This window comes from Devosia sp. (genome assembly GCF_028290645.1).
Taxonomy (GTDB): Bacteria; Pseudomonadota; Alphaproteobacteria; order Rhizobiales; family Devosiaceae; genus Devosia_A.
In genome coordinates this window covers 1-14985 of sequence record NZ_JAQGJL010000291.1, presented here as the reverse complement: position 1 = coordinate 14985, position 14985 = coordinate 1, and the positions used below count along the sequence as shown (strand labels likewise).

Below are 14985 nucleotides of genomic sequence, written 5' to 3'. Positions count from 1 at the left end.
CGATGGGCCGCACGAGCCGGGGACGTTCGAGGTTCATGTCCGGCGCGAAACGCTCGACGTTTCGTGGACCGCGTATCTCGAGACGCGGACGATCATGCTGCCGGAGCGTGGCGGCATGGAGGCCCTGGATGTCAAAGCCGAGGACCTGGCGGCGGCGCTGAAGCTCGACCGGGAGCAAGGGTAGGCGAACGGGCCTTACTGCGCGGGCGCTGTCGCCTGGTAGGTCTTGCCGTCGGGCATCAGGGCGCCGGTCAAGATAGTGCCTTCCATCTTCGCGTCGCGGAGGTTGGCAGCCAGCAGCCGCGACGCCGAGAAATTGGCGTTGGTGAGATCGGCACCGACGAGATCGGCGCCGTAGAGATCGGCGTGGGAGAGGTCCGCGCCGGCCAGTCTGGCGCCCTGGAGATTTACGCCCGTGAGATCGGCGCGTTGCAGCACGGCGCCGGTCAGGTCGACCCGCTGCATCTTGATGTCCCTGAGCAGCGCTCCGGTGAGGTCGGCACCGACGGCGGTGGCGCCGCCGAGCCGGCCATCCACGAAGTCGCTCCACGGGAGTTTCGCACCATCGAGCCGGGCGTTGGAAAGCACGGCGCGGCGGAAGACCACCCGCTGGCCTTTCGCCTCGCCGAGATCGGCTCCGGTCATGGTGGCCCTGAAGAAGGTGGTCAACTCGACGACGGCCTCCCGAAGGTCAGCTCCCGTGAGGTTGGCCAGCGTCAGGTCGGCTCCGCTGAGATCGGCGCCGCCGAGCTTGGCGTTGCTCAGATCGACACCAAAGAGGTAGGCATCGGAGAGGTTTGCATTGGCCAGATCGGCGCCGGCCAGCGATCGTCCGCTGAGATCGGCGGCGGCGAGATTGCAGCCGGTGCAGGAATTCGTGGTGCCGTCGAGAAAGTCCTGCCTCGCATCGGCGAGGGCAGGGGCCGCACCGGCGACGCCGCTCACGACGAGAGCGGCGGCGAGCATGCCACGGAAGCCTTCAAGGCGAGACCTGCCGGCGGTCGTGCGAAGGGTCATGGAGTTGCGGTGGCCGCAGTATAGCTGCGGTCGAAAACTTCCCACCGGGTCAGGCTTTCAAACTGGCCGGGCTCGAACATGCCGTTGATATCGGTGCCGGTCTGGCCGGGCTTGCGGAAGAAGTGAGCTTCGACCCGCACATGCTTCTGGTCGACGTCCTTCTCGCAAACCTCGTTCAGGTAGACCTTGCCGACGCCGGTCTCGCCGGGGGCCGGATCACGCTCGACGCAATCCCATCCTTCCGAGCCGTAGCGCTCGTAGATCGGGAAGCGGAACAGGTAGGCCTTTCCGCGGTCCTGGAGCGGCGCGCGGGCATCGGTTACGGCGCGGTAGCCCCGCACGATCCCCGACTCGTCGAAGAGCAGGGACAGCACGACGGGGAAGTTCGCCATGCGGGTGCCGACGAATTTCTGGATCCAGAGCTCGTCGTCATATTGTTCGCGAAACAGCTCCGCCATCTGCCCGGCCTGCCGGCCGAACTCGGCGTAGACCTCGCGCAGGCCATTGGCTTCGGGCTCGCATTTCATGAAATCGGTCCAGCCGCTCAGGCTGGCGAGAGGAGGTCCGCCGTTGCTGCCACAGGCAAAGGCGCCATAGCCCTCGGTGACAATATCGCCGGCGGCTTGCCCCAGCCCCAAAGTGCGAAACTCGGGGGTGAACTCGGCGCCGGGGGCGCCGGTGATGGCGCTGCAAAGCGCAGCCAGAGAAAGGAAAGCCAGTACGGGCAGCTGTTTGGTCACCGGGGATGCTCTCTTGAATAGGGTGCGGCGGGAGGCAACCCCCCGCCGCAAAGTTCAGGTTATCAGTCGATGCTGAACACGAAGAGCGAGTCGCTCGGCGTGAAGTACTTCAGGGCCGGCTCCTGCTCGATCTGAGCGGTGCTGGGCGCCGCACCGGCGAGCACAGCGATATACTGCTTGCCGTCCACGGCGTAGCTCATCGGAGGCGAGCCGAGCGAGGTGCCGACATTGAACGACCAGAGCAGTTCGAGCGTCTCGTCGTCATAGGCGTACATCCAGCCGGCACGATCCGACATGAACACCAGGCCACCAGCCGTTGCGAGCATACCATTGCCGCGGGCGGGGAGATGGACCTTAGACTTCACTTCACCAGTCAGCGGATTGATCGCGACGACCGAACCCGTGCCCGGCTTGGGCAGAACGGTGCCCTCGGGAGCCGGCAGACGGCCGTTCCATTCCTGCTGAGCCGTCGCGACGTTGTAGTCGCCACCGGTGATCGTCGGATTCGGAGCAGCCGTCGGGAGGTAGGCCGAGCAGCCTTCGTTCGAGGTGACATAAGCCAGCTTGGACGTGCTGCTATACGACGCAGGCTGCCAGTTCTTGCCGCCACCTAGGGTCGGGCAGTAGATGCCCGGGACCTTGTCGCGGACACCGACGGTGCCCTCGGCATACTTCTGCAGGTCGGCTTCGGGATCGTAGTTGAGCGGCAGGCCGGTCTTCTGATCGATGCCCGTCGTCCAGTTCACGTCGTCCACATACTGCGTGGCGTGGATCAGCGAACCGTTGCCGGAGTTGAACGCATAGCTGAAGCCGTTACGGGCAGCACGCCAGGCGACAGTCCCGTCGTCGGTCTTAATCAGCTGGGTTTCGCCGATTTCGTCGTAGTCATAGGGGTCGTTGGGAGTGAACTGGAAGTGCCACTTCATCTCGCCGGTTTCCGGATTCAGGGCCACCAGGCTGGAAGCATAGAGGTTGTCGCCGGGACGATATTCGGCGTCGATCTGCGGGGCCGGGTTACCGGTGCCCCAGAAGGTCAGGCCGCTCTCGGGGTCGTAGCTGCCGGTCTGCCAGATCGAGGCGCCGCCAGTCTTCCAGGTGTCCTCGCGGACCCAGGTCTCAAAGCCCGGCTCGCCCGGTCCCGGGATCAGGTGGGTGCGCCACTTGGACTTTCCGGTGTTGAGGTCGATGCCTTCGAGCCAGCCGCGGATACCGTATTCGCCGCCGGCCGGTCCGTAGATCGCCACATCGCCGATGACCAGCGGTGCGACGGTGAAGCTCTCAGCGCGGGCCTTGTCGGCCTGCTGAGTTTCCCAATTGACCTCGCCGGTGTCCTTGTTGATGGACATCACGCGGCCGTCGAGGGTGAGGGCGATCACGTCGTTCTTCCAGAACGCGATACCGCGGTTCTCGGCGCCGCAGCAGGTCGCGTCCGAAATCCACTGGCGATCGACTTCGGGGTCGACCTTCCACACGATCTTGCCGAATCGGCCGTCGCGCACGTCCACCTTGTAGATCCGGCTCCAGCCGGCCTGGACGTACATGAAGCCGTCTTCGACCAGCGGCGTGCCTTCGTTACGGGCACTGGCGTAACGCCCGCCCGCGGTCGCCTGATCGAACTGCGTCGTGAAGGCGATCTTGAGCTTCGCGACGTTGTCCTTGTTGATCTCATCCAACGGGCTGAAGCGATGCGCATCGTAGGTACGATGCACCATCAGCCAGTTGCCGGTTTCCTTGTCAGCGTTTTCCAGACGCTCCTGGGTGACTTCAGCAGCAAATACTGGTGCTGCCAAAGTCAAACTGCCCGCCAAGAGGCAGGCTGCGAGACTTGCTCGAAACATTAGTTCCTCTCCATTGCTTCTATTGAAGCGCGCTCCGCCCCCCGCTGAGGCAGACGGTCCTGTAGGACAGATGAAAGCAATCGGATACGGGGGGTCATGTCAATTTGCCACACGGCCCAGTGTGGCAATATCGAACATAAGGCATCGCAATGGCCCGACCCTGTAGACGGGCCATAGCGCTCTGATCGCAGCTGTCAGGCAAGCCGGTTCCCTTGAAAATCCGGCCGTTCCTGATCCTTGCAGAACAGACCATATTCCTGGCCGTCGGTTGCAGAAAGGACCACAATGTCACACGACCCCAAGGAGCCTCGACTCCCAGCGCATGCTTGTGGCTGCGGTGCAAACCTCAACCGGAGAACCATCCTCCAGGGTGCTGCCCTCGGCATCGCGGGCCTCGCCGGCGTTCGTCCCAGCTTCGCGCAGGACGCCGCCGATGCGATGCCCCCGCAGGCCGGAGACTTTCTCGTCTCCTCGCTGGGAACCACGCCCCTGTCGCCCGAAGACATCCGGCTGAACAGCAACCCGACCGAAGCCTGGGCCATGTCGCCCGATGGCGTGGTCCGGAGCGGCGAGTTCACCAACAGCATCCTGCTGCTGAGATATGAGGCAGATGCCCTGCCGCCCGAGTCGGCTGCAATGGCAGGCGACGGGGTGCTGGGCTACACGCTCATCTGCACGCATTCGGGTTGTCCGCTGAACACCAGTCTCGATGGGGAACTGATCGCGTGCGATTGCCATGGCTCGCGGTTCGATCCCAAGAGCAACGGCAAGGTTGCCCATGGGCCCGCCAAGCGGAAGCTGCCGCAGGTGGCACTGGCCGTGGCGGACGGCAAGCTGGTCATCGCGAAGGGCTTCGATTCACGCATCGGCGGCGACTCGGTCGGCGACGACGACCGCTGAGTGCCTGCGTCACATACGTATGAGGAAGTAAGATGCGTTCGATCTCGACGCTTGCGGGAATGGTCCTCCTCACGGTCGCGGCCACGGCAGCGGAGTTGCCGCTGCAGCAGGCCTATGGGACGCCCAACGGATGTGCGGTCCATGCCGGCGGCGCCAGCCAGTCCGGCGGCGGGGACAACACGGTCTTCACCACCAAGGACATCCGATTCTCGGGGGCGGTCTGCCTGATCTCCAGCGCCACGGCGGACACGTCTGTCACGGACGGGGCGGCGTGGGAGGTCAAGGTCCGCTGCGACAGCGGCCACGACGACCCGGTCCCGGGCACGCTCCTGATCAAGGAGCAGCAATCGGCGATCAACGTGACGCTGGTGGACGGCGAGGGGCCAGAAGGCGACTTCCCGGCCTGCGCGGCGCCCACCAAGTAAGCTCGACGACCGAGACGTTACGCCAAGGGGCGGGTCATCGCTGACCCGCCCTTTCGTTTTAGCTGGCGGCGGCTTCGGGCAGCTTGAAGCCCCTGATGAACACCCAGGCGAGGGGCCGCTCCTCTCAGCGGTCGATCTGTGTCTGCTGTTGCGGCGAGTAGCGCTCGCCCTCGACGGTGATCGCCGATACCGCGTCCTCGATGTTCTCCAGATCGTCTGCCGTCAGTTCTATGCCCGCCGCTCCGATGTTCTCCTCGAGGCGATGGAGCTTGGTGGTGCCGGGGATGGGGACGATCCACGGCTTTTGCGCCAACAGCCAGGCGATGGCGACCTGAGCAGCGGTCACCTGCTTTTCGGCGGCGATCGTGCCGATCGCATCGACCATCGCCTGGTTGGCCTTCCGGGCCTCCGGCGCGAAGCGGGGGACTTTGTTGCGGAAGTCGTTGCTGGTGAACGTCGTGCTCTGGGCGATGGCGCCGGTGAGGAAGCCTCGGCCCAGGGGGCTGAAAGGGACGAAGCCGATGCCGAGTTCGGCCAGCGCCGGAAGGATCGCCTCTTCCGGTTCCCGCCACCACAGTGAGTACTCGCTTTGCAAGGCGGCCACGGGCTGGACGGCATGGGCGCGCCGGATATTGGCGACGCCGGCTTCGGAGAGGCCGAAATGCTTCACCTTGCCCTCCTCGATCAGCTGCTTCACCGTGCCCGCGACATCTTCCATGGGCACGTCCGGATCGACGCGGTGCTGATAGAAAAGATCGATGCGGTCGGTCCTGAGCCGCTTCAGGGAGGCTTCGGCAACCGCCCGGATATGCTCGGGGCGGCTGTCCACTCCGCTCTTGCCCGCCTTGGCCAGGTCGAAACCGAACTTGGTGGCGATCACCACCTGGTCGCGGATGGGCTGGAGCGCCTCGCCAACGATCTCCTCGTTCTTGTACGGTCCGTAGGCCTCGGCGGTGTCGAACAAGGTGACCCCGCGCTCGAATGCCGCCCGGATCAGGCGGACCGCATCCGGCGTTTCCATCGGCAGTCCGTAGGATTGGCTGATCCCCATGCAGCCAAGGCCGATGGCTGAGACCTCGAGGCCGGTGCTTCCAAGTTTGCGCTTCTGCATCTGAAATGCTCCTTCAGTTCCAGGTTTGGTTCGCGGCCCTGGAGAGATTGGCGGGGGCCCGAGACGGCGTATCGCGAGCTGGCCGAGACCGGTGTTCGGGCCTATGAGGGCGACGATCGTACCCCGATATCCTCGCTGATGGCCTTAGTTCTCCGCGAGGTATTGCTCGTCGGCGACATGTTCCAGCCAGTCGACGGACTGGCCGTCCAAGGCCTCCTGAATGGCGATGTGGGTCAGTGCGGTGGTTGGCGTGGCCCCGTGCCAGTGCTTTTCACCGGGCTCGAACCGCACCACGTCGCCGGGCCGAATGTCTTCGATGGCGCCGCCCCAACGCTGCGCCCGGCCATAGCCAGCGGTGACCACGAGCACTTGGCCCAGGGGATGAGTGTGCCAGGCGGTCCGGGCGCCTGGCTCGAAAGTGACCGCATTGCCGACCGCAAGAGCGGGGGGCTCGGCCGCAAACAGGGGATCTATCCGAACGGTGCCGGTAAACCACTCTGCCGGCCCCCTTTGCGAGGGCTGGGAACCTGCACGACTGATCTTCATTCCGCATCCTCCAATATAGAGAGCGTCGTTCCAAAGGTCGCAGGGCTTGCGGCTGGTCCTCCCGCCTCCTACTTTTTGTGAAGGCCCCGCATAGTCTGGCTGATCATAGGGACTTCCAGACCCGAGTGGCGCGCTTTATCAGGACAAGAGCATGATTATCGATCCTTCTCTGCGGTCAATCGTTGCCGTTCGCTCGTCAATTCCCGAGGACGCCTTCACCGCTTCGGGCCTGGGGACCCTGCGGGAGGGGAGCGGGGTGGTCATTCGGGAAAGCGGGCTGGTGCTGACGATCGGCTATCTGATCACCGAGGCCGATGAGGTCTGGCTCACTACCCATGACGGCCGGGTCGTCCCGGCGCATGCGCTGGCCTATGACCAGGAAACCGGCTTCGGGCTGGTGCAGGCACTGGGCCAGCTGGACCTCCCGGCGCTGGAACTGGGCGAGTCGAGCAAGGCCGCCATCGGCGATCCGGTGGTGTTCGCGGACGCGACCGGGCGGTCCATCCGGGCGAGCATCGTCGCCAAGCAGGAATTCGCGGGCTACTGGGAATATCTGCTGGACGAAGCGATCTTCACGGCGCCCGCGCATCCTTCGTGGGGCGGCGCCGCCCTCATCCACCCCGAGGGCAAGCTGCTGGGCATCGGCTCGCTGCGGCTGCAAATGGTGCGCAGCGGCGAGGCGGCAGACATCAACATGATCGTGCCGATCGACCTGTTGCCGCCAATTCTCGATGACCTGTTGACGCGCGGCCAGGCCAACCGCCCGCCGCGGCCGTGGCTTGGGGTGTTCTCCGCCGAAAGCGACGGCGATGTCGTGGTGATGAGCGTTGCCGAGGGCGGTCCGGCCGCCAAGGCGGGGCTGCGCCAGGGCGACATCATCTCGGATGTCCGCGACAGCGAGGTCGAGGGCCTCGCCGACTTCTACCGCAAGGTGTGGAGCAGCGGGCCGGTCGGAGCGGAACTGCCGATGCGGATCGTGCGCGACGGCCGGGATACCTGGCTCCGCCTCAAGTCGGCGGATCGCAGCAGCTTCCTGAAACGGCCGCAGCTGCAATAGCCAACGAAATGTGGGCGATGTGATTGCCTGGGAAGCATTGAGTTGGAACGCTCTACTTCCCGGGCTGCTCACGCGCACCTGGAGGGCAGCGCGTGTAACGCGGATACTACGCCTAGCAATGCCCGGTGACGATAGGGTACTTGTACTCAATGTTTATTTGGCCGGAGAGATCTCCATGAACGCCCACCCTGGCATCGGCACTGATCCGCTGCGCGTGATCGAGAGTCTGTCTGCGCTGGCGATCTGCAAGCAGGGGCTGCCGGCGTACTATCGGACATTGTTGAACTCGTCTGACCAGGTGCTACGCGTAGCCGCCCTTGCTGCCCTGATTGAACTGAAGGCCCTCCGCCCAGCCGAGTGGCCGACCGCAGTGGATCTGGCGCAGTTCGGCGCCGTATGGTCCCGGGCCTGCGAGTATTTCATGAGCATCTTCGAGTACGACCTCGTTGAGGCTTGCCTCGCAAAGCCGGCGCCGGATGTCGGGGTCCTCAGGGAGCGCAGGATCAGGGCCACACTGGCGCTTGCGAACGACGAGCTATTCGAAATCGACCTGGACTTGTTCTTCGCCGAGGGTGCGCTGGAACACCTCAACAACGCGCGAAGCGACGCGGAGCAGCTGGGTGGTTGGCAGCGGGCGTTGCCGTGGATGGTCCGCTGCATCCTGGTCCAGCCGGGCGAGTCGAGGGGGCCCTATACAATTCTCAATACGTTGCTGAACGCCAATCAGCCGGAGCTGCTTGCTGCGGTCTGCAGGGCGTTTCGCCAGGCTGACGTCTACCCTGCAGAGGTCGCGATCTTCACCAGCTTCCTCCTGGTTAAGGACGGGCGCGCCAAGGAAGCCCAGAAACTGCTGCAGGCGGTGCCGATGAACGGGCTCGATCCCCGGATGGTCGTCGTATCGCTCCGAGCGAAAGCCGAGGCCTTCGAGCGCATGGGCGACCATCGGCAAGCCTACACGACCTATCAGCGCCAGAATGCGTCCACTGGATCGAAGGACATCGACCCCAAGGCCTATCCGCGGGCCATATTGCGCCACTCGCTGTTCAAGCTGGAACCGCTCCCATCCGACGAACGAGCGGCCAATCATCTTGTCATGCTGGGATTTCCCAGGTCTGGCACCACGTTGCTTGAAAACGCCCTGGCGGCGCACCCCTTGATCGAAACGATGGAGGAGGTACCGGCTCTGGCCAGCGCGATCAACTATCTGGAAATCCACGCGGGCAAGGATGGAACGGTAAAGCCCGAGGATGGCATGATCGCGCGGCAGCGATACTATCGTGAGATCAACCGGCACGGCCTGAAGACTGCGGCGCAGTTCTTCGTCGACAAGATGCCGCTCCACACGGCCGAGGTGCAATTGCTCGAGCAACTGTTTCCGGAGCGGCGCTATATTTTTTCCATCCGGCACCCGCATGACGTGATCCTCAGCTGCTTCAAGCAGCTGTTCAAGCCGAACGCAGCGATGGAGAATTTCCGCTCGATCGAGGACGCCTGTCGTCTCTACGACTTCGTGATGAGTCGCTGGTTCTCGGTATTCCAGCTGGGAAATTCCGAGCGTGTCCACTATGTGCGGTATGAGCAGTTGGTGGAAGACTTCGTTCCAACCGTAAAAGGCGTGCTGGGCTTTGTCGGGGCGCAATGGGACGAGGAAATCATGCGCTTTCCCGAATTGGCGGCGGCTCGCCCGACGCGCACGCCCAGCTATCAGAAGGTACGTGGGGGTCTGTCCGTAGGCGTGCAGTCAACTCGTGCCGCCTACGCGTTCCTGTTCGGGCGCCCCGAGACCAAGGTGCTTGATCGCTGGGTCGAGCATTTCGGCTACGCAGAATGATTCAGGGGGCGCCTCGGGCGCCCCCTGACTTCCTGGAGCCCACGGGTTCCTAGAAGTGAACGTTGGCCGTGGCCGCCACTGTCCAGACGGTGGGCGACGCCCCGAATTCCTCATCGGAGGCATCGAACCAGGTGTCGCTGTTGCTAAAGTCATAGTAGCGGGCTTCGAGACCGAGCGACATATTGTCGGACACCATCATTTCCGCGCCGATGCCCACGTCCCAGCCGGCAAACAGCCTATTCTGGCCGTCGTATTCGTTGGAGTCCCAGTGGTGGGTGGTGGCGCTTGCGATGGCGGGGCCGGCCAAAGCGTAGATCATGAAGTTGTCGAGTGCTGTGAACCCGATCTTCGCATTGATCGCACCGAGACCGTTGAGATTGAAGGCTACCGACGGATTGTCGCCGCTCTGATAGTCGCCGCAGCCCTCGTCGAGGCTACAAATCGTGTCTTCAGCGAACACGGCGTACGCGCTGGCCTCGAGGCCAAAAATGAAACTGTCGGTGACAGCAAAGTTATAGCCGATCTGCCCACCGAGAAGGAAGCCAGCGGCAGTCTCAGCGGGGTTCCAGCCTTCGTTGTTCGAATAGTTGTTGTCGAAGATGTCGCCGCCAATGGAAGCCCCACCAAGCGACACGCCGGCATAAAAACCGTCGAATCCGGCCGGAGCGGGTGCCGACACCACCCCGGGCTCATAGGCAACGAGGTCCGCCGCAACGGCCGGCGCAATGCCCGCCAGAAGTGCAACGGCAGAAACAGCAAGTAGTGTGGTCCGCATTCGATTCTCCTGCGATGTCCTAGAGCCTCAGGGTACGCGGGTTCAGTCGTTGTGCAACCACATCTGGGGCGATGCAGCCGTATTTGGCCCAGTTTGTTGCCGCAAAGTCACGACACTGCCGCATTTTCATTCGAACGCGCCCGATGTTTGCTCAAAAGTTGGTATTTTGATGGCGACTAAAGTCGCCGTTTAACTATTCGTAAGCGTAACCAGTCGGCCAGGTGACGATCGCAGCATCCGGGGCGATGGCCCTTGCCGGGCTTACGGAATTGTAAGGCTCGGGACAGGCAGGGGACAATCGGGGGTCCTAGGACGACGGGGCGGTGGGCAGGAGACCCACTCAAACCTGGAGACCAACATGCATACCAAACACGTACTTGTCGCAGCGGTGCTCGCTCTCGGGCTCGGCAGCGGAGTGGCCTTTGCCGCCTCCTCGGATGATAGCACCGAAGTCGCCAGCCTTGCCGCGGCAACCGTCTCTGCCGCAGATGCGGTGGCGTCGGCAGAAAAGGAAGGGGCCGGCAAAGTCGTCGAGCTCACCCTCGTGGATGAGGGCGGCATGCCCGTCTACCATGTCACGGTGCTGCAGCCCGACGGCACGGAAGCCAACTTCTCCGTCGACGCCAAGACCGGCGTGGTGACGGCGACCGCCGACGACAATGGCGACGAGTCGGCGAGCGAGACCGAGAACGAGAACGACGACAACGGCGGCGCCGAGGCCGCCGGCGAGAAGTAAGCCTGGCCGGGCCGGATCACGCGATCCGGCCCGTTCTCAATTCCGGGGCGGAAACCTGAGGGTCACGCGGAGACCGGGAGCGTTGTCCTCGAGCACGATGGGTGCGCCGTGGAGGTCCGCGATGGCCTTGACGAGGCTCAGGCCCAGCCCGGAGCCGGGCGTCGTGCGGCTCTTTTCCAGACGATAGAGGCGCTGGAACACGCGATCGCGCTCCTCGGGCGGGATTCCGGGGCCGGTGTCCGCGACGCTCAACAGCAGATCCCTGCCGTCGCGCCGCGCCTCGATGGTGATTTCGGCGCCGGAGGGGCAGTGCCGGATGGCGTTCTCGACCAGATTGGCAATCAGTTGCACGAGGAGTTCGCGATCGCCGCTGATGACCGGCAGATCGTTGGCGATGCCGAGCGTCAGGCGCTGGCCGGCCTCTTCGGCCACCTCGGCATAGAGTTCCTCGATGGTGCGAAGGATCGGCGCCAGCTGCAGCGCCACGAAGCGGGCGCGGCGGGCGCCGGATTCGAGCTGGGCGATGCGGAGCAGGGCGTCGAAGGTGCGGTTGATCTGGCGGCTTTCCTCCTCGGCCTGCAGCAGCAACTGGCCGACGGGTTCGCCGCTTTCATCGCTGGCGATGGCGTTTTCGACGGTGATGGACAGGCGGTTGAGGGGGGTCTTCAGGTCGTGGGCGATGTCGACGCTGACCTGCCGCATGCCCTCGACGAGCGCCGTCAGGCGGTCGAGGGCGGCGTTGACCTGCCGGGACAGGTCGCCGATGTCGTCGCGGCGGTCCCCCACCGGAATTCGTGCATCGAGGTTGCCGTGCCCGACCTGCTGCATGGTGGTGGCGATAGTGTCGAGCCGGCGCTGCGCCCGGACGGCGACGAAGAGGCCGAGGGCGAGCAGCAGCGCTCCGAACAGCACGCCGGCCCAGGCGAGGCTGGTCATGACGAGCCCGGCGATGGCCCGGCTCTCGGCAAAGCTGGTGGCGACGAGCAGGGAGTAGCCACCGACCTGACCGAGATAGGCGCGGTAGCGGTTGCCGCCCGCCGGCAGGCCGAAGGCTTGTGATTCGGCATTGGACCAGCCCGGCGCGACGTCGGCCTGCTGAACATTGCCCGCCAGCACGGCCCCGCCCGGATCGCGTAGGAGAAAGAGCTGCGACTCATCCGGCGAGGCGTTGGCGTGACTGGTCACGGTATCGGCCATGTCGGTAACGTCGTTCTCGCCGTAGGACTGGGCGATGACCGCAAAGGTACTGGCGATCGCTTGGTCCGTCCGCCGGTCGAGGTCGCGCTGCACGAGGTAGAGGGCGAGGCCGCCAGCGATGACGAGCGCGGCGAGGAACGCGCAGCCGAGCAGTACGGTGAGCCGGAACGGCGTGCTCCGCGCCAGCGCCCTAAGCATGCAGGCTGTAGCCGGTGTTGCGGATGGTGTGGATCAGCGGTTCGTCGAACGGCCGATCGACCTTGGCGCGGAGCCGGCTGATATGGGTTTCGACGACGCTGGTCTGCGGGTCGAAATGGATATCCCAGATGCGCTCGAGCAACATGGTGCGGGTGACGATGCGCCCCTCGTTCTGCATCAGGTAGGCGAGCAGGGCGAATTCCTTGGGCAACAGCTCGATCGGCACCGAGCCGCGGCGGCAGGTATGACGGACGAGATCGAGCTCAAGATCGGCGACCATCAACCTCGGCTTTTCGACCTGGGCCGGAGGGCGGCGGGCGAGCGCGTTGAGCCGGGCCATCAGTTCGGAGAAGGCGAAGGGCTTGACCAGATAGTCGTCGCCGCCAGCCTCGAGGCCCTCCACCCGGTCGTCGACGCCGCCGATGGCGGTGAGGAAGAGCACCGGGGTCGTGGTACCGGAAGCGCGCAGGGCCTTGACCAGCGACAGGCCGTCGAGGCCGGGCAGCATGCGATCGATGACCATCACGTCGTAGTTTTCGCGCGTGCCGTGCGACAGGGCATCGCGCCCGTCCGAAAGCACGTCGGCGACATGGCCGGCCTCGGCGAAGCCGCGGCTGACGTAGTCGGAGGTGCGCTTGTCGTCTTCAACGACGAGGATCCGCAAGAGCGATGCCCTTTCCAGGAAGCGGGCCTGATGGCGGGGGTGGCTGCCCGCCATCAGGCATCACCGCTTAGCACGACTAGAGGGCAGCGGAGGACTCCATAACGGTCTCCGCGTCGCGCCTGGTCATCGTCAGGTATATAACGAGCCCGGCGATGATCCCCAGAAAGATCAGGCTGGTGATGATCGTTCCGAGGCCCAGCCCGCCATATTCGACGGGCTGTGACAGAAGATCGCCGAAGGACGCGCCCAGTGGCCGGGTGAAGATGTAGGCCAGCCAGAAGGCGAGGATTCCGTCGATCTTGAGCACGAAGTAGGCGATGGCGACGGCCGCGATGACCCCGCCGAAGATGATGCCCGTCACCAGGTAGCCGACCTGCATCTGCTCGGCGACGAGGTCGCCCGCGGCGGTGCCGAGCGCGAAGGTGAAGAGCACGGCCAGCCAGTAGAAAATCTCGCGGCGGGTGGTGACGACCGTGTGAATGGAGAGGGTGCGCTCGCTGGCGTACCAGATCGCGAATGTCGCCGCGAGGAGCAGGACGCAGGCGATCGTCGTGACCTCGAGCGGCACGCCGAAGGTGTCGACGAGATTGTCGGTGATGAGGGTGCCGACGACGCTGATCAAGACCACGGCGAGCCAGTAGGTCGCTGCCACGTAGCGGCGCTGCGCGAACTGCAGGGCGAGGGCGACGAGCAACACCGCGGTCATGATCCACGTCGTCAGCTCCAGGCCGAGACCCAGATTGACCGCGAGGAAATCCGCGGCGGTCTCGCCGACGGTGACCGCCATGAGCTTGATGAGCCAGAACTCCGCGGTGACCCGCGGCACTCGGTTCGGCGCTCCGACGCTCCGGTTGTCCGGACCGGCCAGGCCGGCGGCCTCGTCTGCGACAGTGAGTTGCATCATGCACCTATCAGTTTGATGGCATCGGCGAAGAAGCCGTCGGCGCGCTTGTCGTCGTCGGCGTTGCAGCGCTCGATGCCCTTGTTCTCGAGCTCGGCGACCTTTGCCTTAGCGGGATCAACGGGGGCGTGGGCGGCCTCGGCGGCGCGCAGCTGCTTCAACAGATCTTCGCAGGGGACGGGGCGGCCGTTGAGATCGGTGACCGAGACGCCGGCGCCGGGATTGTCGAGCTGGGCAAGAAGCGCTGTGACGGACCTGACGACAGCGTCCCTGTCGGGCGTGGCAGCGCGCAAGGAGCCGATGGCATCGTCGGCCGCGGCGTCGATGGCGGTCCACTTGTCGGCGTTCCTCGCGCGGAGGTCCGCAGCGGCGGCGTCCCACGCGGTCTCGAAATCGGTGATGCGGGCTTGCGCCGCGGCGAGGTCCGGCTTGTTGGCGAGGTCGAGCGTATCGGCTGCGATCGTCCTGAGGCTGGAGAGGTCCCCCAGTTCGCTGACGGCGGCTGCGGCAAAGGCGGGACTGACGATAGCGACGGCGCCGGTGACCGGCAGGCTCAGCACGCAGACGGCAATCCCGATCAGCAAGGGCTTCATTGTTCACTCCAGGTACGAACTGCCCAGCGGCAGCGGCCCGGAGGATGGTGCGGCCAGTTCAACTGCCGCTGTCCGAAACTATACAACGCTGTAAAAATTGACCGGTACGAGGTGACTGCGCCCCGCTCCCGTGACATCAGTCACACCATGGAACGTTCAGAACGTCGCGGCCTCAGCCAGGGCCTGATCATCACAGTCGTCGCCATCGCCGTGCTGCTCGGCGGCTTCGGGCTGATCGCCGACGAGGTGATCGAAGGCAACACGCTGACCTTCGATGACGCCGTGATCGCGATGTTCCGCGAGCCGGGCAATCCGGCCGATCCGCTGGGCCCGGTGTGGGTGCAGGAAGCGGTGCGCGACATTACGGGGCTCGGCAGCTTCTCGGTGCTGGGCCTGCTGGTGGCGGCGGTGGTGATCTACTTCGTCATGGACGGCAAGCGGCGCGAGGCGGCGTTC

The 14985-nt window shown here is 64.7% G+C and carries 16 protein-coding genes and 1 pseudogene; 7 read left to right on the top strand and 10 right to left on the bottom strand.

What is annotated here, in order from left to right:
* A partial coding sequence (locus tag JWQ89_RS15685; protein ID WP_299642466.1) for a hypothetical protein occupies positions 1-184 on the top strand: 184 nt, incomplete at its 5' end.
* Between the two features lie 11 nt (positions 185-195).
* Here the strand turns inward: JWQ89_RS15685 and JWQ89_RS15680 are convergent.
* The 3 genes from JWQ89_RS15680 to JWQ89_RS15670 all read right to left on the bottom strand — a co-directional run bounded on the left by JWQ89_RS15680 (position 196) and on the right by JWQ89_RS15670 (position 3547).
* Positions 196-966 (bottom strand): pentapeptide repeat-containing protein, encoded by a 771-nt coding sequence (locus JWQ89_RS15680; RefSeq protein WP_299642464.1) that lies wholly within the window; start codon positions 964-966, stop codon positions 196-198.
* 47 nt (positions 967-1013) lie between these two features.
* Positions 1014-1757 carry a hypothetical protein gene (locus JWQ89_RS15675; protein ID WP_299642463.1) on the bottom strand — a complete coding sequence of 248 codons (744 nt, stop codon included), beginning with the start codon at positions 1755-1757 and terminating at the stop codon, positions 1014-1016.
* Between the two features lie 62 nt (positions 1758-1819).
* On the bottom strand, positions 1820-3547 hold the full coding sequence (locus tag JWQ89_RS15670) for a PQQ-binding-like beta-propeller repeat protein (RefSeq protein ID WP_299642462.1): 1728 nt from the start codon (positions 3545-3547) through the stop codon (positions 1820-1822).
* 333 nt (positions 3548-3880) lie between these two features.
* On the opposite strand from JWQ89_RS15670, the gene JWQ89_RS15665 reads away from it, so the two are divergent.
* Together JWQ89_RS15665 and JWQ89_RS15660 are read left to right on the top strand one after the other, a co-directional pair.
* Positions 3881-4495 (top strand): Rieske (2Fe-2S) protein, encoded by a 615-nt coding sequence (locus tag JWQ89_RS15665; RefSeq protein WP_299642461.1) that lies wholly within the window; start codon positions 3881-3883, stop codon positions 4493-4495.
* A 32-nt stretch (positions 4496-4527) separates the two neighbouring features.
* Positions 4528-4920 carry a hypothetical protein gene (locus JWQ89_RS15660; protein WP_299642460.1) on the top strand — a complete coding sequence of 131 codons (393 nt, stop codon included), beginning with the start codon at positions 4528-4530 and terminating at the stop codon, positions 4918-4920.
* 124 nt (positions 4921-5044) lie between these two features.
* Here the strand turns inward: JWQ89_RS15660 and JWQ89_RS15655 are convergent, their stop codons facing one another.
* Both JWQ89_RS15655 and JWQ89_RS15650 read right to left on the bottom strand, forming a co-directional pair.
* On the bottom strand, positions 5045-6031 hold the full coding sequence (locus tag JWQ89_RS15655) for an aldo/keto reductase (protein WP_299642458.1): 987 nt from the start codon (positions 6029-6031) through the stop codon (positions 5045-5047).
* Positions 6032-6175: 144 nt separating this feature from the next.
* Positions 6176-6577 carry a cupin domain-containing protein gene (locus JWQ89_RS15650; RefSeq protein WP_299642457.1) on the bottom strand — a complete coding sequence of 134 codons (402 nt, stop codon included), beginning with the start codon at positions 6575-6577 and terminating at the stop codon, positions 6176-6178.
* Between the two features lie 151 nt (positions 6578-6728).
* Here JWQ89_RS15650 and JWQ89_RS15645 point away from each other — a divergent pair, with 151 nt between their 5' ends.
* Positions 6729-7634, top strand: a complete 906-nt coding sequence (locus JWQ89_RS15645; RefSeq protein WP_299642456.1) for a S1C family serine protease — start codon at positions 6729-6731, stop codon at positions 7632-7634.
* A 175-nt stretch (positions 7635-7809) separates the two neighbouring features.
* Positions 7810-9465 carry a sulfotransferase gene (locus tag JWQ89_RS15640; protein ID WP_299642455.1) on the top strand — a complete coding sequence of 552 codons (1656 nt, stop codon included), beginning with the start codon at positions 7810-7812 and terminating at the stop codon, positions 9463-9465.
* Between the two features lie 49 nt (positions 9466-9514).
* Here the strand turns inward: JWQ89_RS15640 and JWQ89_RS15635 are convergent, their stop codons facing one another.
* Entirely contained in the window at positions 9515-10240 is a 726-nt protein-coding gene (locus JWQ89_RS15635) for an outer membrane beta-barrel protein (protein ID WP_299642453.1), read from the bottom strand.
* Between the two features lie 358 nt (positions 10241-10598).
* Between JWQ89_RS15635 and JWQ89_RS15630 the strand changes: the two genes are divergently transcribed.
* Complete coding sequence (locus JWQ89_RS15630; RefSeq protein ID WP_299642451.1) at positions 10599-10976, top strand: PepSY domain-containing protein; 378 nt, start codon at positions 10599-10601, stop codon at positions 10974-10976.
* Between the two features lie 36 nt (positions 10977-11012).
* Here JWQ89_RS15630 and JWQ89_RS15625 read toward each other — a convergent pair whose 3' ends face one another.
* Genes JWQ89_RS15625 through JWQ89_RS15610 form a run of 4 tightly spaced genes read right to left on the bottom strand, consistent with a single transcriptional unit; the run spans position 11013 to position 14529 of the window.
* On the bottom strand, positions 11013-12371 hold the full coding sequence (locus JWQ89_RS15625; protein ID WP_299642450.1) for an ATP-binding protein: 1359 nt from the start codon (positions 12369-12371) through the stop codon (positions 11013-11015).
* On the bottom strand, positions 12364-13089 hold the full coding sequence (locus tag JWQ89_RS15620; protein WP_299642448.1) for a winged helix-turn-helix domain-containing protein: 726 nt from the start codon (positions 13087-13089) through the stop codon (positions 12364-12366). Before JWQ89_RS15620 ends, JWQ89_RS15625 begins: the two co-directional genes overlap by 8 nt.
* Positions 13090-13111: 22 nt before the next feature.
* Complete coding sequence (locus tag JWQ89_RS15615) at positions 13112-13939, bottom strand: hypothetical protein (protein ID WP_299642447.1); 828 nt, start codon at positions 13937-13939, stop codon at positions 13112-13114.
* Entirely contained in the window at positions 13936-14529 is a 594-nt protein-coding gene (locus tag JWQ89_RS15610) for a hypothetical protein (RefSeq protein ID WP_299642446.1), read from the bottom strand. Before JWQ89_RS15610 ends, JWQ89_RS15615 begins: the two co-directional genes overlap by 4 nt.
* Positions 14530-14676: 147 nt before the next feature.
* On the opposite strand from JWQ89_RS15610, the pseudogene JWQ89_RS15605 reads away from it, so the two are divergent.
* Positions 14677-14985: pseudogene (locus JWQ89_RS15605) on the top strand (phosphoesterase); the annotation flags it as partial.